General features: G+C 76.4%; 19 protein-coding genes. 12 read left to right on the plus strand and 7 right to left on the minus strand.

Features of this window, described 5'->3' with window-relative positions:
• Window positions 1–97 precede the first annotated feature (97 nt).
• Window positions 98–3,262: a BTAD domain-containing putative transcriptional regulator gene (locus tag ACFY15_RS09600; protein WP_390825295.1), complete on the minus strand. Its 3,165-nt coding sequence runs from the start codon at window positions 3,260–3,262 to the stop codon at window positions 98–100.
• A 98-nt stretch (window positions 3,263–3,360) separates the two neighbouring features.
• Window positions 3,361–3,606 carry a hypothetical protein gene (locus tag ACFY15_RS09605; RefSeq protein ID WP_390825296.1) on the minus strand — a complete coding sequence of 82 codons (246 nt, stop codon included), beginning with the start codon at window positions 3,604–3,606 and terminating at the stop codon, window positions 3,361–3,363.
• A gap of 105 nt (window positions 3,607–3,711) precedes the next feature.
• Here ACFY15_RS09605 and ACFY15_RS09610 point away from each other — a divergent pair, with 105 nt between their 5' ends.
• From ACFY15_RS09610 to ACFY15_RS09630, 5 genes are all read left to right on the plus strand, one after another.
• Complete coding sequence (locus ACFY15_RS09610; RefSeq protein WP_390825297.1) at window positions 3,712–4,215, plus strand: type IV pilus biogenesis/stability protein PilW; 504 nt, start codon at window positions 3,712–3,714, stop codon at window positions 4,213–4,215.
• Window positions 4,200–4,529, plus strand: coding sequence for a DUF6191 domain-containing protein (locus ACFY15_RS09615; RefSeq protein ID WP_390825298.1), 330 nt, complete (start codon window positions 4,200–4,202; stop codon window positions 4,527–4,529). Before ACFY15_RS09610 ends, ACFY15_RS09615 begins: the two co-directional genes overlap by 16 nt.
• A gap of 97 nt (window positions 4,530–4,626) precedes the next feature.
• Window positions 4,627–5,802, plus strand: coding sequence for a UDP-N-acetylglucosamine--N-acetylmuramyl-(pentapeptide) pyrophosphoryl-undecaprenol N-acetylglucosamine transferase (locus ACFY15_RS09620; protein ID WP_366454697.1), 1,176 nt, complete (start codon window positions 4,627–4,629; stop codon window positions 5,800–5,802).
• A gap of 170 nt (window positions 5,803–5,972) precedes the next feature.
• Window positions 5,973–6,923 carry an aldo/keto reductase gene (locus ACFY15_RS09625; protein ID WP_390687221.1) on the plus strand — a complete coding sequence of 317 codons (951 nt, stop codon included), beginning with the start codon at window positions 5,973–5,975 and terminating at the stop codon, window positions 6,921–6,923.
• A complete protein-coding gene (locus ACFY15_RS09630; RefSeq protein ID WP_390687222.1) occupies window positions 6,920–7,888 on the plus strand; it encodes a D-2-hydroxyacid dehydrogenase family protein in 969 nt (322 codons plus the stop codon). The genes ACFY15_RS09625 and ACFY15_RS09630 overlap by 4 nt, the downstream gene beginning before the upstream one ends.
• 74 nt (window positions 7,889–7,962) lie before the next feature.
• On the opposite strand, the gene ACFY15_RS09635 is transcribed toward ACFY15_RS09630, so the two are convergent.
• Together ACFY15_RS09635 and ACFY15_RS09640 are read right to left on the minus strand one after the other, a co-directional pair.
• Window positions 7,963–8,847, minus strand: coding sequence for an ABC transporter permease (locus ACFY15_RS09635; RefSeq protein WP_390687223.1), 885 nt, complete (start codon window positions 8,845–8,847; stop codon window positions 7,963–7,965).
• Entirely contained in the window at window positions 8,844–11,561 is a 2,718-nt protein-coding gene (locus ACFY15_RS09640; protein ID WP_390825299.1) for an alpha/beta fold hydrolase, read from the minus strand. The genes ACFY15_RS09635 and ACFY15_RS09640 overlap by 4 nt, the downstream gene beginning before the upstream one ends.
• A 147-nt stretch (window positions 11,562–11,708) precedes the next feature.
• On the opposite strand from ACFY15_RS09640, the gene ACFY15_RS09645 reads away from it, so the two are divergent.
• The 3 genes from ACFY15_RS09645 (at window position 11,709) to ACFY15_RS09655 (ending at window position 14,174) form a co-directional block, all read left to right on the plus strand.
• Window positions 11,709–13,241, plus strand: a complete 1,533-nt coding sequence (locus ACFY15_RS09645) for an ATP-dependent DNA ligase (protein ID WP_390825300.1) — start codon at window positions 11,709–11,711, stop codon at window positions 13,239–13,241.
• Between the two features lie 72 nt (window positions 13,242–13,313).
• Window positions 13,314–13,964 (plus strand): helix-turn-helix domain-containing protein, encoded by a 651-nt coding sequence (locus ACFY15_RS09650; protein ID WP_390825302.1) that lies wholly within the window; start codon window positions 13,314–13,316, stop codon window positions 13,962–13,964.
• Window positions 13,965–14,009: 45 nt separating this feature from the next.
• Window positions 14,010–14,174 (plus strand): DUF6126 family protein, encoded by a 165-nt coding sequence (locus ACFY15_RS09655; RefSeq protein ID WP_390687324.1) that lies wholly within the window; start codon window positions 14,010–14,012, stop codon window positions 14,172–14,174.
• 44 nt (window positions 14,175–14,218) lie between these two features.
• Here ACFY15_RS09655 and ACFY15_RS09660 read toward each other — a convergent pair whose 3' ends face one another.
• A complete protein-coding gene (locus tag ACFY15_RS09660; protein WP_390687227.1) occupies window positions 14,219–15,769 on the minus strand; it encodes an MFS transporter in 1,551 nt (516 codons plus the stop codon).
• Between the two features lie 73 nt (window positions 15,770–15,842).
• Between ACFY15_RS09660 and ACFY15_RS09665 the strand changes: the two genes are divergently transcribed.
• From ACFY15_RS09665 to ACFY15_RS09680, 4 genes are all read left to right on the plus strand, one after another.
• Window positions 15,843–16,139: a hypothetical protein gene (locus ACFY15_RS09665; RefSeq protein WP_390825377.1), complete on the plus strand. Its 297-nt coding sequence runs from the start codon at window positions 15,843–15,845 to the stop codon at window positions 16,137–16,139.
• Between the two features lie 10 nt (window positions 16,140–16,149).
• On the plus strand, window positions 16,150–16,935 hold the full coding sequence (locus ACFY15_RS09670; protein WP_390825303.1) for a hypothetical protein: 786 nt from the start codon (window positions 16,150–16,152) through the stop codon (window positions 16,933–16,935).
• A gap of 88 nt (window positions 16,936–17,023) precedes the next feature.
• The gene (locus tag ACFY15_RS09675; RefSeq protein ID WP_390687230.1) at window positions 17,024–17,800 is read left to right on the plus strand and encodes a hypothetical protein; all 777 of its coding nucleotides are present in this window, start codon (window positions 17,024–17,026) and stop codon (window positions 17,798–17,800) included.
• Window positions 17,797–18,045 (plus strand): hypothetical protein, encoded by a 249-nt coding sequence (locus tag ACFY15_RS09680; protein WP_366456056.1) that lies wholly within the window; start codon window positions 17,797–17,799, stop codon window positions 18,043–18,045. Before ACFY15_RS09675 ends, ACFY15_RS09680 begins: the two co-directional genes overlap by 4 nt.
• A gap of 36 nt (window positions 18,046–18,081) precedes the next feature.
• On the opposite strand, the gene ACFY15_RS09685 is transcribed toward ACFY15_RS09680, so the two are convergent.
• Both ACFY15_RS09685 and ACFY15_RS09690 read right to left on the minus strand, forming a co-directional pair.
• Complete coding sequence (locus ACFY15_RS09685; RefSeq protein ID WP_390687325.1) at window positions 18,082–18,570, minus strand: gluconokinase; 489 nt, start codon at window positions 18,568–18,570, stop codon at window positions 18,082–18,084.
• Between the two features lie 131 nt (window positions 18,571–18,701).
• Window positions 18,702–20,603, minus strand: coding sequence for an ABC transporter ATP-binding protein (locus ACFY15_RS09690; protein ID WP_390687231.1), 1,902 nt, complete (start codon window positions 20,601–20,603; stop codon window positions 18,702–18,704).
• Window positions 20,604–20,739 lie beyond the last annotated feature (136 nt).

Raw genomic sequence — 20,739 nt, forward strand, 5'->3', positions numbered from 1 at the left:
CGTCCACCTGGTCCGCTGCGCCAACCTGAGCGCCCCGCCCCCCCGTCATCGGGCCGGGTGGCGGCCGCGGCGACGTCGTGGCCGCCACCGGGACCGTTCAGGGGGCGAGTACGGCCGCGGTCAGTTCGGGCCAGGCGGTTCCGGTCCCCTCGCGGGCCGCCTCGGCGAACCCTGCGTCGCCGAGGTGGCGGCGTGCGGCCCGCTCGATGCGGGCCACGTCCGGCTGCGAGCGGTCCTGGAGGCCCCGTACGCCCGCACTCGCCGCCAGCAGCCGTACCGCCTGCTCGTACGCGCCCCGGCGCAGGGCCAGGTCCGCGACCCCGACCAGCACCTGGGCGATCAGCGGCGCGTGTCCCGCCCCGGCCGCCGCCGCGCAGGCCGCCGCGTGGTGCGCGCGGGCCTCGCCGAGGTCGTCGGCGAGGTAGCCCAGCAGGTCGTGCGTCACCGCGAGGACGTTCCCCTGCCGCGCCTCGTCGCCCAGCAGGGACGTCGCCAGGCCCAGCTGTCGGCGCGCCTCCCGGGCCTCGCCGCCCCACCGGGCCAGCTCCGCCCGGGCGAGGGCCAGTTCGGCCAGCGCGTCCGGCCAGGTGACGCCCTCCGCGTAACGCTGCGCCTCGGCGAGGGCGGCCTCGCAGGCGTCCCCGTCACCCTGCAGCCAGTACAACTGGGCCTGCCGCGACCGCATCCGGATGACGTCCTCGACGGCGCCGAGCTCGGTGACGACCGCGATCGCCTGCTCCAGGTGCTCGCACGCGGCGGCGAACCCGCCGCGCACGGCGATCCGCTCCGCCAGCTCCGTCTGCGCGAACGAGATCCCGAACCGCTCGCCCAGCGCCCGGAACTCGGCCAGCGCCGTCTCCAGGTACGCGTCCGCGTCGCGCCCCTCCTCGCCCAGCATGATCCGCATCTTGCCCAGGTGCAGCCGGCCCAGCGCCCGGACCCAGGGGTCCTCGCTGTCGAGCAGCGGTTCGAAGGCGGGCAGGAAGGCGTCGGGAGCCTCCAGCAGGCGTTCCAGCGCGGTGACGAGGCCCAGCAGCGGGTTGTGGCTCCGGCTGCGCAGGCTGAACCGGTACGCCTCGTGGATCCACTCCGCCGCCTGGTGCTCGTCGCCGCGACCGGCGCTGACGAACAGGACGACCAGCGCGTACGCCGTGGCGCGCACGTCGTCGGCGACCTCACCGGGCGTACCGACGGCCGCGGTGACCAGCTCCATCCCCTCGGTCCGGTGCCCGCTCAGCCACCAGTACCAGCCGGCGGCCGCGGCGAGCCGCATCGCCGACTCCGCCTCGCCCGCCGCGAGCGCGCCGCGCATCGCGGAGCCGATGTTGTCGTGCTCGGCCCCGAGCAGGGCCAGCCACTCCAACTGCTCGGCGCGTCGCAGGTGCGGCTCCGCGGTCTCCGTGAGCCCGGTGAAGTACGCCAGGTGAGCCTGCCGCGCCCGCTCGGCCTCGCCCGCCTCGGTGAGGCGGTGGGCGGCGTACTCCTTGATCGTGCCCAGCATGCGGTAGCGCGGGGCGGCGCCGCCCTCGGCGCGCAGCAGCGACTTCTCGGTCAGGGCGGTGAGCAGTTCGAGCACCTCGTGCTCCGCGACGGAGCCGTCCGCGCAGACCCGCTCGGCCGCCTCCAGGCTCGCCCCGCCCGAGAACACCGAGAGCCTGACCAGCACCGTCCGCTCGGCCCCGCTGAGCAGCTCCCAGCTCCAGTCGACCACCGCGCGCAGTGTCTTGTGCCGCGGCAGTGCGGTACGGCTGCCGCTGGTCAGCAGGCGGAACCGGTCGTCCAGCCGGTGGGCGAGCTGGTCGACGGACATCGTGCGCAGCCGGGCCGCGGCCAGTTCGATCGCCAGCGGCATCCCGTCCAGCGCCCGGCACACGCGCACCATCGTCGCCAGCGTGCGGGCGTCGGTGCCGGCGCCGGAGTCGGCACCGAGGTCCCGGCGCACCGCCCCGGCCCGGTCCCGCAGCAGCCGGACGGCCGGCGAGGACTCGATCTCGGCCGGCCCGGCGTTCCCCCGGGGCAGGGCCAGCGGCTCGACCGGCCACAGCGCCTCACCGGTGATGCCCAGCGGTTCGCGGCTCGTCGCCAGGATCCGCAGCCGCCGGCACTCGCCGAGAACCCGGTGGGCGAAGACGGCGGCTGCCTCGATGACGTGCTCGCAGTTGTCCAGGATCAGCAGCGCCTCGCGGTCGCGGACCGCGGCGACGAGCCGGTCCGTCGGCTCCGCGTTCGGGGCCCCGCCGAGCAGGGCGTCCCGCAGGCCCAGCCCCTCGAGCGCCGCCTGGGCCACGTCGCCCCCGTCCGCGCCGACGGCGGCGAGCTCCACCAGCCAGGCCCCGTCCGGCAGGTCGTCGAGCAGCGTGCGCGCCGTCTCCGCGGCCAGCCGGGTCTTTCCCGCGCCGCCCGGTCCGATCACGGTGGTGAGCCGGTGCTCGGCGATCAGCCCCCGGACGGCGGCGACGTCGGTGTCCCGGCCGACGAAACTGGTCAGCTCGGCGCGCAGGTTGGTCCTCGGGCCCTCCTCGCGCCGTCCCAGCTCGCCCCGCAGCAGAGCGAGGTGCACGGCGGACAGTTCGGGGGAGGGGTCGGCGCCCAGGGTGTCGGCGAGTGCCTCCCGCGCCCGCTGGTATGCCTGCAGCGCCTCGCTGTCGCGGCCGGCCGCGACGAGGGCGCGCATCAGGGCGGCGACGAGCCGCTCCCGCACCGGGTGGGCGGCCACCAGGTCGGCCAGCTCCGTGACCACCTCCGCCCCGCGCCCCAGGGCGACGTCCGCCTCGGCCCGCGCCTCCGCGGCGTTCAGCCGCAGCCCCTCGAGTCGTACGACCGCCGCGTCGAACGCGGCGCTGTCCTGCAGGCCGACGTCCTGCAGGGCCGCGCCGCGCCACAGGGCGAGGGCCTCGCGCAGCAGCCGCACCTGCCCGGAGAGGTCATCGGTACGGGCCTGCCCCGCGGTGACGAGCCGCTCGAACCGCACGGCGTCGACGGCGTCGGGTGCCACCGCCAGCCGGTAGCCGTCCGTCAGCCCCTCTACCGCCCCGCCGGGCAGCACCTTCCGCAGCCGGGACACCAGCCGCTGCAGGGCGTTGGTCGCGTCGGCGGGCGGGTACTGCCCCCAGATCCAGTCGACGAGCACCGCCTTGGGGACCACGCGCCCCGGCCTGAGCGCGAGGGCGACCAGCAGCCCGCGCAGCCGCGCACCCGGCACGTCGACCGGACGTCCGTACTGCGCGCGCACCTCCAGTGGACCCAGCACCCCGATCTGCACGCGCCGATTCTGTCACGGGTGCCGGACGGGTGGAGCCGCTCAACTCCCCGCCTCCGAACGGCATCCGGGCAGGGTGGACGGGGCCGGGTGAGCCTGCGTCACAGGCCGCCCAGGTCGAGGATCTCGCGCACCCTGGCGGTCGGGAGTCGGGAGTCGGGAGTCGGGGGGTGGGGGGTGGCGGCCGCGGCATGGGCCGAGGTGTCGGCGAGCAGCCGTGTCAGCGCCCGGTCCGGGAGCCGGGGACGGCTCGCGCTCGCCCGGCGCGCGGCGCCGTCGGGGTCGGCTGGCAGGGTGCGGAGGAGTTCCACCGGCAGGTCGGGTTCGCGCAGGGCGAGTTGCCGCATCCTCGGGTCGGGTCGGCGGCCGGCCGCCGCAACACCTCCACCGGCAGCGGGAAGTCGTCGGCCGGGCGCCAACGGGTCGGGTTCGCCGGGCGGAGGTGCCGGTCGATGCGCTCGGCGGTGGGGCCGTGGCGCGACCCGGGTGACCCCGACCGGACGGCGGCGGCGTTCGAGCGCGCCCTCGCCCTGGACCCCGCGAACGGGCCGCTGCACCTCGACCTGGCCGACGTACGCGCCGAGCAGGGCGACTTCACCACCGCCGTCCGGTTCGTCGGCCAGGGGCCAGGGGCCAGGGGCTGGAGCACGAGCCGGCCGAGGTCACGCTGCGTGCGGGCGGGGCCGCCTGCCGGGCCCGGCTCACGGGCACCCCCGACGACCTGCGCGAACTCATCGGGCCGGCGCCGGACCTCCCGGAAGCCTCGTACCGGAGCCTGCTGGTCGACCACGCGTGCGCCGGCCCCGGCCTGCCGCCCGGGCTCGTCGCCGAGGCCCGCCGGTTGCGGCCCGGCTGAACCCGGTCCCCGCACCCCAGGGACCCGCGCACCGGCCGCCCGGGAAGGCCGGAACCCGGGCAGGCCGGTGGACGTTGTCGGGACATGGTGCGCCTACTGACGAGTCCGCTCCTCGTGCTGATCGTGGTGATACCGCTGTTCGTGCTGGCGGCCGTCCAGTACACGGTCGGCCGCGCCCGGATACGGGGGTGGCTGCCCGGCCGTACCCGCGGACGGGACCGGGGGAGCCGGGGCGCGGGCGCGACCGCCACCGAGGAGCTGCACGCCCTGATCTATCCCGGCAAGCGGGCCCAACTGGAACAGCGGCGGATCGAGTTGGTGCTCCGGGACGACGAGCAGGACGGCGCCCCGCGCAGGAACGGGATCGACCTCGACGCCGGCGTGGCCCGCCTGGAGCGGCCCGGGCCGGCCTGACCCCGACGCGCACCGGCGGCGGCCGCCCTGCGGCGGCCTGGGCTGGCGGGTCGGCCCCGGAGGGAGATGTTCCCGCCAGGACAGTAGGGTGGGCCGGGTGAACCTTTCTTCCGCGCTTCCGCGTTCCTTCCGGCTGCTCGTCACGGGTGGGGGGACCGGTGGACACACCTACCCCGCCCTGACCGCGATCCGTACCCTGCAGGGCCGACTCGCGGCCGCCGGCGGCACGCTCGACGTGCTGTGGATCGGGACCGCCGACGGGCTCGAGGCGCGGGTCGCGCCGGCCGAGGGGATCGCGTTCAAGACCGTCGCCACGGGCAAGATCCGCCGTTCGGCGAACCCGCTGAAGATGCTGTCGGCGGCGAACATGAAGGACATGGCGCGGGTGCCGCTCGGCGTGGCCCAGGCGCGCACGATCGTCTCCGAGTTCGAGCCCGACGTGGTCCTGGCCACCGGCGGGTACGTCGCCGTGCCCGCCGGGCTGGCGGCGCGGCTGTGCAAGCGGCCGCTGGTGCTGCACGAGCAGACCGTGCGCCTCGGGCTCGCCAACCGCAAGCTCGCCGGCTCGGCCACGCGCATCGCGGTGTCCTCCGAGTCCTCGCTGCCGCTGCTCCCGGCCGAGGTGCGCGAGCGCGCCGTCGTCACCGGCAACCCGGTCCGCCCCGAGGTGCTCTCCGGGCACCCGGACAAGGCCGTGCACGCGCTGAACCTCGTCGGGTTCGACCGCCGCCTGCCGACCGTCTACGTCACCGGCGGCGCGCAGGGCGCCCAGCAGATCAACGGCGTGGTGCGCGAGGTGCTCCCGTGGCTGCTGAGCCACGCGAACGTCATCCACCAGTGCGGGCCCGCCAACGTCGACGAGCTCCGCTTCGCGGCGGCAGGGCTGGACCCCGTGCTGGCCGGCCGCTACCACGTGACCGGCTTCGTCGGACCGGAGCTGCCCGACGTGCTCGCGCTCGCCGACATCGTGATCTCCCGGTCCGGGGCGGGGACCCTGGCCGAGCTGACCGCGCTGGGCAAGCCCGCGGTGTTCGTGCCGCTGGCGACCTCGGCCGGCAACGAGCAGGCGCACAACGCCCAGTACCTGGCCGACGCGGGCGCCGCCGTCGCCCTCCTCGGCGAGGTCACCGCGCAGGGCCTCGCGGAGGCGGTCGGCCCGCTCCTCACCGACGCCGGCCGGCGGGCGCAGATGGCCGAGCGGGCCCGGGCCTACGGTCGGCCCGACGCCGCCGAGCGGCTCGTGGACGTGCTGCTGGCCGCCGCCAACGGCTGATCCCGGACGGAATGGGGAGGGCGTCGCCGGCGCCGTGCCGGCGACGCCCTTCCACGTCGACACACGGAGTTCACGCCCCAGGGGTCGAAGACCGTGTCCCCGACCGACCGGTCTGTTTAGACTGGCCACTTGTCGATCATGCAACCGACGAGTGTGGAGGAAGATCCCGCATGCGCCATCTCCCCCTGGGCCGTTCAGGCCTCCTGGTCTCCGCCGTGGGCCTCGGCTGCAACAACTTCGGTGCCCGCCTGGACCTCCAGGCCACCCGGGCCGTCGTCGACGCCGCCCTCGACTCCGGGATCACCCTCCTCGACACCGCCGACATCTACGGCGGGCGGGGCGGCTCCGAGAGCCACCTCGGCCAGGCCCTCAAGGGCCGCCGCGACCAGGTGGTCCTCGCCACCAAGTTCGGCTACGACGGCGTCGACATGGGGTACGGGCCCGCCGCCGGCTCCCGCGGCGGCCGCGGTTACATCCGGCGCGCCGTCGAGGAGTCCCTGCGCCGCCTGGAGACGGACCGCATCGACCTCCTCCAGCTGCACAGCCCCGACCCCTCCACCCCGATCGCGGAGACCCTCGCCGCGCTCACCGAGCTCGTCGCCGAGGGCAAGGTCCGCTACATCGGCCACTCCAACCTCAGCGGCTGGCAGCTCGCCGAGGCCGCCCACACCGCCCGCGAGACCGGCGCGGTGCCCTTCGTGTCGGCGCAGAACGAGTGGTCGCTGCTGGAGCGGTCGGCCGAGCGCGAACTGGTCCCGGCCGCCCGCCACTACGGCGTCGGCGTCCTGCCGTACTTCCCCCTCGCCAACGGCCTGCTCACCGGCAAGATCCGCCGGGGCGCCCCCGTCCCGGCCGGCTCCCGCCTCGAAGGCCGCGACTCCTACCTCACCGAGGAGCGCCTCGACACCGTCGAGGCCCTGGCCGCGCTCGCGGAGAAGCACGGACGCACCGTGCTGGAACTCGCCATCGGCTGGCTCTCCGCCCAGCCCGGCTGCGCCTCCGTCATCGCCGGCGCCACCTCGCCCGAGCAGGTCCGCGCCAACGCGGCCGCCGGTGCGCAGCCGCTGGAGGCCGGGCTGCTGGCCGAGATCGACGCCGTCGCCCGGACCCACGCCGTATGACGACGGCCCTGCGTTGCGCGGTGCTCGACGACTTCCAGGGGGCGGCCACCAGCCTGGCCGACTGGTCGCCGGTCACCGCGCGGGGCGTCGAGGTGGTCTCCTACCCCGACCACCTGGCGGACGAGGACGAACTGGCCGCCCGCCTGGCCGGCTACGACATCCTTGTCACCCTGCGCGAGCGCGTCCCCTTCCCCGCGAGCCTGCTGGAGCGGCTTCCCCGCCTCCGGCTGCTCGTGGCCAGCGGCATGCGCAACTCGGTCATCGACTACGCCGCCGCCGCCCGCGCCGGCGTGACGGTCTGCGGCACCGCCAGCTCCTCCACCCCGCCCGTCGAGCTCACCTGGGCCCTGCTCCTCGGCCTCGCGCGCGGACTCGTCACGGAGAACACCGCCCTGCGCGAAGGCGGGCCCTGGCAGCAGACCGTGGGCACCGACCTGGCCGGCAGCCGCCTCGGCCTGCTGGGCCTCGGCAGGATCGGCGCCCGGGTGGCCCGGATCGGGCTCGCCTTCGGCATGGACGTGGCGGCCTGGAGCCCGAACCTGACCGAGGAGCGGGCGGCGGCGGAAGGGGTCGCCCTGGCCCCGTCCAAGGAGGCGCTCCTGGCGGGCAGCGACTTCGTCTCCGTCCACCTCGCCCTCGGCGAGCGCACCCGGGGCCTGATCGGCGCGGCCGAACTGGCCCTGATGCGGCCGACCGCCCGCCTGGTCAACACCTCCCGCTCCGCGATCGTGGACCAGGGGGCGCTCCTGGAGGCCCTGCGCACGGGCCGCATCGCCGGGGCCGGCCTGGACGTGTTCGACACCGAGCCGCTGCCCGCCGACCATCCGCTGCGCACCGCCCCGAACCTGCTGGCCACACCCCACCTCGGCTACGTCACCCGGGCCAACTACGCCACGTACTACGGGGAGGCGGTCGAGGACGTCCTCGCCTTCCTCGACGGCGCGCCCGTCCGCGTCCTGCCCTGACCCGGACGGGCCGAGGGGCCTCCCGGAACACCCGGGAGGCCCCTCGGCACCCGGGCCCGTGTCCGCGGCGGCCCTCAGGAGACGATGTCCTTGCGGGCGAAGCCGCGGAACGCGAGGGCGAACAGCACCAGCGCGTACGACACCGACACCACCGTCCCCTTGAGCATCCCGCCCCACTCCAGCTGCGGCTGCAGGGCGTCCACCCAGGCGAACTGCCAGTGCGCGGGCAGGAACTCCCGCCACGAACCGAGCGCGGTCACCGCGTCCAGCACGTTCCCCACGATCGTCAGCCCGACGGCCCCGCCGACCGCGCCCAGCGGCGCGTCCGTCCGGGTCGACAGCCAGAACGCCAGCCCGGCCGTGACCAGCTGCGACACGAACACGAAGGCCACCGCGACCGCCAGCCGTGGCACGGTCTCCCCGGCGGGCAGCGCCCCGCCCGCGGGCAGCTTCAGCGGCCCCCACCCGTACGCCGCCGTGCCCGCCGCCAGCGCCACCACCGGCAGCAGCACGATCGCGGCGAGGCTGAACCCCAGCGCCACCACCAGCTTGCTCCACAGCAGCCGGGCCCGGGGCACCGGTGAGGCCAGCAGGTAGCGCAGCGAGGACCAGCTCGCCTCCGAGGCGACGGTGTCCCCGCAGAACAGGGCCACCGGCACCACCAGCAGGAAGCCGGCCGACACGAACAGGCAGGTCGCCGCGAAGTTCGCGCCCGAGGCCGTCGCCGTGTCGATGAAGCTCACCCGGCCGTCGGCCCCGCCCCGGCCGTCGTCCGTGCCGCCGCCCACCGCGAAGGCGATGATCATGACGAACGGCAGGGCGGCCAGCACCCCGCCCATCACCAGCGTGCGCCGCCTGCGCCACTGCCGCAGCGCCTCCACGCGCAGCGGCAGCGTCCGCCCCGGCCGGAAGCCGGGCGCGGTCTCCCCGGCGGGAGCCGGGGCCCGTACGGCACTCATGCCGCACCTCCGATCAGGGTCAGGAAGGCGTCCTCGAGCCGACGGTGCGGTCCCACGGCCGACACCGGCAGTTCGAGCCGCACCAGTTCGGCGATCAGGGCGGCGGGCGACGCGCCGTCGAGCCGTACGAGGAGACCCTCCTCGGCGGGCACCGCGGAGGCGACGCCCTCCAGCGCCGCGACCTTCCCGACGGCCGCCTCGTCCACCGGCCCCTCCAGCGCCACCAGCAGGGTGTCCCCGCCGCCGGTGATCTCGGCGACCGGACCGGCCTGCACCAGCCGCCCGCGGTCCATGACCACCAGGTGCGTGCAGGACTGTTCCACCTCCGACAGCAGGTGGCTGGAGACGATCACGGTCCGCCCGGCGGCGGCGTAGCGGATCATCACGTCGCGCATCTCCCGGATCTGCGGCGGGTCCAGACCGTTCGTCGGCTCGTCCAGGATCAGGAGGTCCGGGAGTCCCAGCATCGCCTGCGCGATCGCCAGCCGCTGCCGCATGCCCTGCGAGTACGTGCGCACCGCGCGCTCCAGGGCGTCACCGAGCCCGGCGATCTCCAGGGCCTCCGCCAGGTGCGCGTCCTCGGCGGGGCGGCCGGTGGCCCGCCAGTACAGCTCCAGGTTGGCCCGGCCGCTCAGGTGCGGCAGGAACCCGGCGCCCTCCACGAAGGCCCCGACCCGCGACAGCACCGGGGCCCCGGGCCGGATCGCGTGCCCGAACACCCGGATCTCCCCGGCGTCCGGCGTGATCAGCCCCATCAGCATGCGCAGCGTCGTGGTCTTGCCCGCCCCGTTGGGCCCCAGCAGGCCCAGTACCTGGCCGCGCTCCACCCGGAAGGACAGGTCCCGCACGGCGTAGCGGTCCTGGGCCTTGGCATAGCGCTTGGTCAGCCCGGTGATGTCGAGCGGTACGCCGGCCAGGGCGGGCTCGGGCGCCGCCGCCGTCCGGCTCCCGCCCGTCCGGCGGATCCCCAGCAGCGCGGCCGCGAGCGCCACCGCGCCCAGCGGCAGCCACCACACCCAGCCGGGCAGTCCGGCGGGGGCGGCCCGCACCCCGTCCGCGACGGGCACCCGCAGCGGCTCGCGCACCGCGACGGTGTACGAGGCCGGCTCGGCCGGAGAGGCGTACCCGAGGTCGGTGGCCGCGACCACCAGCCGCAGCCGGTGACCGGCCTGGAAGGCGTGGTCGACGGCCGGGAGCCGCAGCCGCACGCTCCGGCCCTGCCCGGCGTCGGCCACCCGCACCGGCGCCACGAGCTGGCTCGGCAGCACCTGCTGTCGCCCGTCGGGCCCCACGTCGTACAGCTTCCCGAACAGCACGGCCGAGCCGTCCGCGGCCGTCGACCTCACGTCGAGGGTGACGGTCGGTGTCCCCGTGACCCGTACCTCCGAGGCCAGCGGCTCGGAGTCGAAGCGGGCGTTCTGCCCGGGGAAGTCCAGGGAGAACCCGGTCCCGAGGGAGGCGAGCTGCCCGCCGATGCCGGGCAGGGCCGACAGGGCGGGCGGAGCCCCGCCGGCCGGGTTCGCGAAGGTCTGCTCCCGTCCGGCCAGGGCGAACGCGCGCGGGTCGGACTCCAGCCCCGGGTAGCGGTCGCCGGTCGCGCCGCGCACCATGATCCGCCCGTCGGTGGAGTCGATGCCGCCGGTGCGCGAGACCCGGAACGCCGGGCCGGTGTCCGCGCCCGCGTCGTTCTTGAGGTAGCGGTCGAACCAGGTCGTCACCCGGGCCTCGATCCGGCCGGACTCCCGCATGCCGCCGTCGTGCCCGCCGGCCGCCCAGTCCACGGCGACCGGAGCGCCGTTCGCGGCGATGGCCTTCGCCATGGCGTCGGCCTGGTCCAGCGGGAAGAGGGAGTCGTCCTGCCCCTGCACGATCAGCGCGGGCACCCTGATCCGGTCGCCGACGGCCGAGGGGCTGCGCCGCTCCAGCAGCTCGCGCGCCTCGGCGTCGGGCTTCCCGGCCACGGCGACCCGCTCGTACATGGCGCACAGCTGCGGCTCGAACCGTCCGCAGCCGGGGGCCGCCGGGGCCCCGGCCGCCCCGGCCGGGCGGCCGGGCTGCCGGAGGCCGTCGGCCGAGCCGCTCGTGAAGAAGATCCCGGCCCAGAGCTTCTTGAACACGCCCTGGGGGAAGAGGGAGTCCGCGAGGTTCCAGTACGTGATCTGCGGGGCGATCGCGTCCACCCGCCGGTCGTACCCGGCGGCCAGCAGCGCCACGGCCCCGCCGTAGGAGGCGCCGGACACGCCCACGCGCGGGTCGCCGGGCGCGTCGAGGCGCACCTCGGGGCGGCGGGCCAGCCAGTCGACGAGCGCGGAGACGTCCTTGACCTCGTGCTCGGGGTCGTTGAGCCCGATCCTCCCGCCGGAACGGCCGAAGCCGCGGGCCGACCAGGTCATGACCGCGTACCCGTCGCGGGCCAGGCGCTCGGCCTGTGCGCGGACGTCGTCCTTGCTGCCGCCGAAGCCGTGCCCGAGGAGGACGGCGGGACGGCGCCCGGAGGTGTCGCCCGCCGTGAAGAAGGAGGTGTCGATGTCGGTGCCGGCGGAACCGTCCGCGTCCGCGCCGGGCATGCGCAGGACCTGGTCCAGGCGGTGCACGGCCGGCTCGTCCCCGGAGGCGGCCGCGGCCGTCCAGGTGCCGGCGCCCGCGAGGACCGCGAGGGCGGCGGCGCCGGCGAGCAGGCGGTCCCGGGGCCGCCGGGGCAGTCGGAGCTTCATAGGGGAACCCTAAAGCCCCTGATCGCCTTCCCCGAGCTCCCTCAGGGGAAGCCCCGCCCCTTCTCCAGGAGTACCCGCGCGGCCCCGCGTACCGCGTCCGCGGTACCCCGGGCTGCGGGTCTGCGCCGGCGGCGGCAGGATGGGCGCATGCTGCTGGCCGAGGTCGCGCGCGTGTCCCGGGAGGTCGCCGGGACCTCCGCCCGGTCCCGGAAGACCGCCCTGCTCGCGGAGCTCTTCGCGGCTGCCCCCGCCGACGAGGCCGGCCTGGTCATCGCCTATCTGTCCGGCCGGCTCCCGCAGGGCCGCCCGGGCGTCGGCTGGCGCACCCTCGCCGAGGAGGTCGGCCCCGCCCCCGGGCCCACCCTGACCGTGCGGGCCGTCGACGCGGCGGTGGAGGAGCTGGCCGCCGTCTCCGGCCCGGGCGCGCAGGCCGTGCGGCGCCGGATCGTGACCGCCCTGCTGGGCTCCGCCACAGCGGTCGAACAGCGGTTCCTGCGCAGCCTGCTCTCCGGCGAGGTGCGCCAGGGCGCGCTGGACGCGGTGGCCCTGGAGGCGGTGGCCGCGGCCGCCGGGGTGCCGGCCGCCGCGCTGCGCAGGGCGGTGATGCTCGACGGCTCGCTGCCCCGGGTGGCCGCGGCGGTGCTGGCCGAGGGCGCCGCAGCGCTGAGCGGGGCGACCCTGCGCGTCGGGCGGCCCGTACAGGCCATGCTGGCCGGGACCGCCCGCTCGCTGGAGGACGCCCTGAGGGCGCTCGGCCCGTGCGCGGTGGAGGAGAAGCTCGACGGGATCCGGGTCCAGGTCCACCGCGAGGGCGCGGACGTCCACGTGTACACCCGCTCCCTGGACGAGATCACCGACCGGCTGCCGGAGGTCGCCGGGCTGGCCCGGAGCCTGCCGGGGGAGCGGTTCGTCCTCGACGGGGAGGTCATCGGGCACGACGCCGAGGGGCGGCCGGTGCCCTTCCAGGAGATCGCGAGCCGGGTCGGCTCCCGGGTGGACGTGGCCGCCGCCCGCCGCGCCCTCCCCGTCACCGCGTACTTCTTCGACCTGCTGGCCCTCGGCGACCGGGTCCTGCTGGACCTGCCGGTCCGCGAACGGTACGCGGCCCTGGCCGGGCTCGTCCCCGAGGCCGCACGGGTCCGCCGTCTGGTGGTCGAGGACCCGGCCGCGCAGGCGGAGCAGGCGGCGGCGTTCTGGTCGCAGACCCTGCGCCGGGGCCACGAGGGGGTGATGGCCAAGGGGCTCGGCTCCCCGTACGCGGCGGGCCGGCGGGGCAAGCAGTGGCTGAAGGTCAAACCGGTGCACACCCTCGACCTGGTCGTTCTGGCCGCCGAATGGGGCCACGGCCGCCGCACCGGCCTGCTGTCGAACCTGCACCTGGGCGCCCGGGCCGGCGGAGGCGCCTTCGCCATGCTCGGCAAGACCTTCAAGGGCCTCACCGACGAGATGCTGCGCTGGCAGACGGACCGGCTGCGCGAACTCGCGGTGGAGGACGACGGGTTCACCGTCCGGGTCAGGCCGGAGCTGGTCGTCGAGATCGCCTACGACGGCCTCCAGCGCTCCCCGCGCTACCCGGCGGGGGTGGCCCTGCGCTTCGCGCGTGTGCTGCGGCACCGACCGGACAAGGGGCCGCAGGAGGCGGACACGGTGGAGACGGTGCTGGAGCGGCGCGGCCACTGAACTCAGGACCTGGGATTTGCCTCAGAGGCAAGGGGGATTGCCAGGAAGGCAAGAGTCTGGCTCAATCGGGGCATGACCCCCCGTCCCGAGGAACCCGCGGACGCCGAGGCCCCACCGGACCCCGGCGGCTCCGCCGACGAGCTGCCCGCCGTGGCCCCGCAGCTGCGCGAACTGCGCCGACGTGCCGGTCTCACCCTGGAGGCGGCCGCCGCCAGGGCCCGGCTCTCGCCCGCGCACCTGTCGCGGCTGGAGACCGGCCGGCGCCAGCCCTCGCTGCCGCTGCTGCTCGGCCTCGCCCGCACCTACGGAACGACCGTCTCCGAGCTGCTCGGCGAGACCCCGGCCGTCGCCGATCCCATCGTACGCGCCGGGGGTCCCGGAGCCCGCGAGGCCGACGGGTGGACGTACTGGCAGGCCGGGGGCTCCGGGCGGGGGATGCAGGCACTGCGCGTGCACGTCCCGCCGGGGCGCAGCCAGGGCGAGCTGGTCCGCGTCCACCCCGGGGAGGAGTGGCTGTACGTGCTCGGCGGCCGGCTGCGGCTGCACCTGGGGGAGGCCGAGCACCTGCTGGAGCCGGGGGACAGCGCGCACTTCGACTCGCTGACCCCGCACCGGATCGGCGCGGCCGGTCCGGGCGGGGCGGAGCTCCTGTTCGTGCACACCCTGCTGCAGAGCAGCCTCGCCGGGGTGTGCCTCGGCGGGACCGCCCCACACCACCGCTAGCCGTCGACCAGTCGAGGAGTCACCCGCATGTCCGAGGGAGAGAACATGTCCACCGCGCCCGAGAGCCCGGCCCAGCTGACCGTACTCCAGCGATTCGAGTCGAAGTTCCCGCGCGGTCTGATCATCCGGCTGATCGCGTACCTCTTCGTCGGCCACCTCTTCGCCTTCTTCGTGTACCTGCTGTTCGTCCTGGGCGGCGAGAACCAGTAGCTGAGAACCAGTAGCCCGGAACTCAGCAGCCCGGGGACCAGCGGTCAGCCAGCGGACTCCCGCGGGTCCTCCAGGGGCGGGGACACGACCGCGCAGCACGTCCGGCACTGCGGGTGGCAGGCCCCGGGCCGGGGGGAGCGCACCGTCGCCCACGCCACGGCCGCACCGGCCACCAGCAGGCCCCCGCACCAGGCCATCGCCCGGCCGAACGCCGCGTCGAAGGCGTCGGCCGACAGATAGGCGTCCGGGCCCATCCCGGACAGCAGCGGCAGCGCCGCCACCGCGAGCAGCCCCGCCACACGGGCGGCGGCGTTGTTGATGCCGCTGGCCAGCCCCGCCCGCCCCGGGTCCAGGGCGGCCAGCACGGCCGCCGTCAGTGGGGCCACCAGCGCGGCCATGCCCAGACCCAGCACCGTCATGGCCGGCAGCACGTCCCGGACGTACGAGGCGTGCGGCCCCACGCGCAGCGTCAGCAGCATCCCGGCGGCGCACAGGAGCGGCCCCACCGTGAGCGGGATCCGCGGCCCGATCCGCTCGCCGAGCGCCCCGGCACGGGCCGACAGCAGCAGCATCAGGACGGTGGTCGGCAGCAGCGCCGCCCCCGCGCCCAGGGCCGAGTACCCGGACACCACCTGGAGCTGGAGGACGAAGAGGAAGAAGAAGCCGCCGAAGGCCCCGTACACGCACAGGGTGACCAGGTTGACCGCCGTGAACTGACGTGAGGAGAAGACGTCCGGCGGCACCATCGGATGCGCGCGCCGCCGCTCCACCCGTACGAACGCGGCCGCCAGCAGCACCCCGCCCACGGCGGCCCCGATGACGGGCGCGCTCGCGGAGCGGGCCTCGATCAGGGCGTAGGTGAGCAGAGCCAGGGCCGCCGCCCCGAGCACCGCCCCCGCCACGTCGAACCGCCCACCGGCCCGCGGGTCCCGCGACTCCGGTACGTGCCTGAGCGTCACCGGCACGCACAGCGCGGCCACCGGCACGTTCAGCAGGAACACCCACCGCCAGCCCGGCCCGTCCACCAGCCAGCCGCCGAGGAAGGGCCCCACGGCCGCGCCCACACCGCCGAATCCGGACCACAGGCCCACCGCCCGGGCCCGGTCGCCGGGCCGGATCGAGCCCTGGATCAGCGCGAGCGAGCCGGGGGTCAGCAGGGCCCCGCCGATGCCCTGGAGGGCGCGGGCGCCGATCAGCACCCCGGCGTTCGGGGCGAGACCGCACAGCAGCGAGCCCACGGCGAACCACACCACCCCGAGGACGAAGATCCGGCGCCGCCCGAACCGGTCGCCGAGCGCCCCGCCGACGAGGATCAGCCCGGCCAGGGTCAGCAGATAGGCGTTCACCGTCCACTGGAGGACCGCCAGGTCGGCGCCCAGGTCCCGCCCGATCCGGGGGAGGGCGACGTTGACCACGGTCGAGTCCAGCAGGGCCATCGTGGACCCGAGGACGGTGGCGAGCAGCACCCACCGCCCCCGCGCGGACCGCAGCACGACCTCCGGCTGCGGTGCCGGCGCGGGTGCCGGTCCGGTCCGGGGGCCGGGCGGCGGTGGCGTACCGGGTTCCGGCCCGGGTCCGGCGGGTGTCGCGTCCATGCCCCCAGGCTGGCCCGCCCGCCGGCGAAGGGCCAGTGGGCGGGCCCGGCCCGACAAGCGGGTCTTCGACGTCATGGCCGAGGGTGCCCGGATCGTGCCCTCCCTGGACGTCGCCCTGGAGGCCGGCGCGTACACCGCCGTGACCCGGACCTGCACGGCCAAGGTCACGGACGGGGCGCTCGACCTCCGCTTCGTCACCCACGGCGGATTCGGCGGGCCCCCCGGCCCACAGCATCCGGGTCACCGACCGCCCGGCCGGACGTGGCCCCGGCAGGGACGCGGCCGCCCGCCCCCGGCATTCGGGTGGCGGGCGGCAACGCGTCCGCGACTTCCCCGCGACCTGTTCGGCGGGCCGCCCGGGCCCACGTAGCGTGCCGGGCATGACGCCGCAGATCGAGGCCCTCATGCGCACCGCCGACCCGGACGCGGTCTGGGCGGTGGGTTCGGCGGACTCCGTCCACACCGCCCGGCCCGGCCCGCCCGGCGACTGGGACACCCCCCACCCCGCCGGCGCCCTCGCTCCCGCCCTCGCGCTGTGGCCGGTCCTCGGCACCCTCGTGGCCCAGGGGGAGCTGAGCCTCCACACCCCCCTCACGGCCTACGGGGAACCGCCCGCGGACGGACCGCACGGCGGGGCCACCACCCACCAGCTACTCACCCACGCGGAGGGCCCGGCCGCCCTCGCCACGCTCACCCGCCTCGCCGAACGCCTCGCCGGCGCCCCGCTCGGCCACTGCGCGGCGACCCGGATCTGGCAGCCCCTCGGCATGACCCGCACCCGCCTCGCCGACGGCGCCCTGCACACCACCCTGGCCGACCTCGCCCGTTTCCTGCGCCACCTGCTGTCCCCGGCCGACCACCCCGTCCCCCGCGCCTGGACCGCCGAGTCGCTGCGCATCCGCACCGGCGAACTCACCCCCTCCCGGGGCCTGCTCTGGCACCCCGCGCCCGCCGGGGTGTGGGCCCACCACCCCCCGTCCGGCCCCGCTCTCTGGGTCGCCCCGCGCCGCGACCGCTGGGCCGCCCTGCTCCCGGGAACCGCCTGCGCGCCCGGCTCCCGCCTGCGCACCGCCTTCCGCGACGCCGCCTTCGCCGCCGGGACGCCCGCCGCCCCGGCCGCCACCCCGCCGCCCGCCCCTGCCGCGGCGGGCGGCCCACTCCCGTAGCGCAGTCGGAGCGCGCCCCCCGCGGGGCCGACGTACGGTGATCCCGTCACCGCCCGAAGCCGCCGTACGCAGCCCCCGCGAGGAGCCCATGTCCGACGCCGTGACCGCGCCGGCCACCGACCCGGACGTCGACACGCTCGACGCCCTGTGCCGGGAACTGGCCGAGGCCGCCGACGCCGTGGGCGAGGCCGCCCGGTACGCCTCCGGGCTCGCGTTCGGCGCGCGCCTGCCGGCCGGGGCCCTCGTGGCCCGCAGCAGCCGTCGGCGCCGCGCCTGGCGGACCCTGCTGCGCACTCTCACCGATCCGGCGGGCCTCGGCTGGGCCCCGCGCGGACGGGGGGTGGCGCGGGCCGGGTGGTTCGCCGGGGTCCTGGCCGGGCGGGAGAGCCTCGCCGTCAGCGCGGCCGTCTGCGGACTGAAGGCGCGCATCCGCGTCGCCCGCACGAACCGGCCCGAGCTGCTCGCGGACCCCGGCAGCGCCGCCGTCCTGCGGGCCGTGGACCGGGGACGGCAGGCCGACGCCGCCCGCGCCTTCCGGACCCTCCTGCGCGAACGGGGCCCCGGTCCCGCCTTCTCCCTGCTCGCCCCGGCCTTCGCGGACATCCTGGCCTGGCACGCGCTGACCGACGAGAACCCCTTCAACGACCACGCGGGCTGGCAGGTCGCCACCGGCCGGGCCGTCCCCGCCGTACCGCTGGCGGGCCTCGCCGCCGCGGTACGGGCCTTCTGCGCGCGCGGACCCGGCGCCGGCGGCCGGAACGCGGGCCGTCGCACCCCCGGGGCCGTCCCGCCGGAGGCGCCCGGCACCACCGGCACCCGCGCCGGCCGGTTCCGTACGTCCCCCGCCCCCCGGAGGAACCCGTGAGCGACCGCCGCCCGCCGCGCCCCGCCCCGTCCGCCCCGGCCGACGGTCTGCGGGGCCACTGCGCCCTCCTGCGCTCCCACGCCCGGCGGCTGCGCGCGGGCGCGGCGGCGCTGGAGTGGCGGGGCCCGCAGGCCGACGCGTTCCGTGCCGAGGTGGCCGCCCTCGCGGACCGCTGCGCCCGGGCGGCCGACGGGTTCGCCCTCGCGGCGGCCCAGTTGGACGGTCCGGACCCCCGGCGCGGGTGAACCTCCCCGCCGGCACGCCCCGGAGCCGCAGCTCCCTCAGCCCCCGTACGCCCGCAGGGCGGCCAGGGCCCGTTCCGCGACCTCGTCCGGGGTGCCGGCCACGTCGACGGCCACTCCCGGCTCGTCGGCCCGGAGCGGTTCGAGCGCGGCGAACTGGGAGTCCAGCAGGGAGACGGGCATGAAGTGGCCCGTACGGGCGGTCATCCGCTCCTCGATCAGCGCCCGTTCCCCGGTGAGGTGGACGAACACCGCGCCCCCGGGGACGGCTGCGCGCAGCCGGTCGCGGTAGGCCCGCTTGAGGCAGGAGGCGGCGGCCACACCGCCACCCTGTGCGTCCCGTGCGCGCATCCACGCGCCGAGGGCGTCCAGCCACGGCCACCGGTCGGCGTCCTCCAGCGGGATCCCGGCCGACATCCTGGCCACGTTGGCCGCCGGGTGGAAGGCGTCGCCGTCGGCGAACGGGACACCGAGCGCCCGGGCCACCAGCCGGCCCACGGTCGTCTTGCCCGTGCCCGCCACGCCCATCACCACGATCACGCGCCCGAAGTCCACGTCCCACCCCGCCGTTCCCGCCGCCTCGTTGCGGCGGTACCACTGAAGCACAGCGCGCACTCCTCACGGCGGAGTGGCCGGCCCGGCGGGCCGGTGCGGGCCGCTCAGCCGGCCGCGGCCGTGCCGCGCGTCGCGAACTGGGTGCGGTACAGCTCCTCGTAGCGGCCGCCCGACGCCAGCAGCTCGGTGTGGGTGCCGCGTTCCACGACCCGACCCTCCTCCACCACCAGGATCAGGTCGGCGGCCTGCACGGTGGAGAGACGGTGCGCGATCACCACGGCCGTCCGGCCCGCCAGTGCCTCGGCCAGGGCCTCCTGCACGGCCGCCTCGGAGGTGGAGTCCAGGTGGGCGGTGGCCTCGTCCAGGATGACCACCCGCTGCCGGGCCAGCAGCAGCCGTGCGATGGTCAGGCGCTGCCGCTCCCCGCCCGACAGCCGGTAGCCGCGCTCGCCGACGACGGTGTCCAGGCCGTCCGGGAGGGAGGCGACCAGCCCGTCCAGGCGGGAGCGGCGCAGGGCCTCCCAGAGTTCCTCCTCCGTCGCCTCGGGCCGGGCCAGCAGCAGGTTGGCCCGTACCGAGTCGTGGAAGAGGTGCCCGTCCTGGGTGACCATGCCCAGGGTGTCGCGGATCGAGTCCGCGGTGAGGTCGCGCACGTCGATCCCGCCCAGGCGTACCGTGCCCGCGTCGGCGTCGTACAGGCGCGGCAGCAGCTGGGCGATGGTGGACTTGCCGGCACCCGAGGATCCGACCAGGGCGACCATCTGGCCGGGCTCGGCGCGGAAGGACACCTCGTGCAGCACCCGGGTGCCGCCCCGGGCGTCGAGGACGGCCACCTCCTCCAGGGAGGCCAGCGACACCTTGTCGGGGGAGGGGTAGCCGAAGGAGACCCGGTCGAACTCCACCGCCACCGGGCCGTCGGGCACCCGGCGGGCGTCCGGCTTCTCGGCGATCAGCGGCACCAGGTCGAGGACCTCGAAGACCCGCTCGAAGCTGACCATCGCGCTCATCACCTCGACCCGCGCGCCGGCCAGCGCGGTCAACGGGGCGTACAGCCGGGTCAGGAGCAGGGCCAGGGCGACGACCGAGCCGGCCTCCAGGCTGCCGCGCAGGGCGTAGTAGCCGCCCAGGCCGTAGACCAGGGCGAGGGCCAGTGCCGAGACCAGGGTGAGGGCGGTGATGAACGCCGACTGGGCCATCGCCGTACGGACCCCGATGTCGCGCACCCGCGCCGCGCGGGCCGCGAACTCGGCGGACTCCTCGGCGGGGCGCCCGAACAGCTTGACGAGGGTGGCGCCGGGCGCGGAGAACCGCTCCGTCATCTGCGTGCCCATCGCCGCGTTCAGCGCCGAGGCCTCGCGCTGCATCCCGGCCATCCGGGTGCCCATCCGGCGGGCCGGCAGCACGAACACCGGCAGCAGCGCCAGCGCCAGCAGGGTGATCTGCCAGGAGATGCCCAGCATCACCGCCAGCGTCAGCAGCAGGGTCACGACGTTGGAGACCACCCCGGACAGGGTGTTGCTGAAGGCCCGCTGGGCGCCGATCACATCGTTGTTGAGGCGGCTGACCAGCGCCCCCGTCCGGGTCCGGGTGAAGAACGCCACCGGCATCCGCTGGACGTGGTCGAAGACCGCCCGGCGCAGGTCGAGGATCAGGCCCTCGCCGAGGGTGGACGAGAGCTTGCGGGTCAGCAGGCCGAGTCCCGCCTCGGCCACCGCGATGAGCGCGATCAGCAGCGCGAGCCGGGTCACCCGGCCGGTGTCGCCGTCGCCGCCCGCCGCCGCGCCCTGGACGATCGCGTCCACGATCCGGCTGGCCAGCAGCGGCGTGGCCACCGCGAGCAGGGCGCCCACCACGCTGAGCAGCAGGAAGAGGGTCAGCCCGCGCCGGTGCGGGCGGGCGAAGGCGGCGATCCGGCGCAGGCTCGCCCGGGAGAACGGGGGCCTGCCGCCCTGCTGGGCGTTGATCGCGCTGTGCAGTGAGTGCCAGGCGGTGACTTCCATGTCCATGACCCCCACGGTAGGACCTCGACCAAACTTGAGGTCAAGGGGGCGTCGGAGGGCCGCCGCCCTTCCACCGCCCGTCAACTTCCGGCCACGGAAGGGAATTTCGAGAACCACGTGTCCGGTCCTGTCGTGGTGGCAT

This window comes from Streptomyces sp. NPDC001373, from assembly GCF_042895815.1.
Classification (GTDB): Bacteria; Actinomycetota; Actinomycetes; order Streptomycetales; family Streptomycetaceae; genus Streptomyces.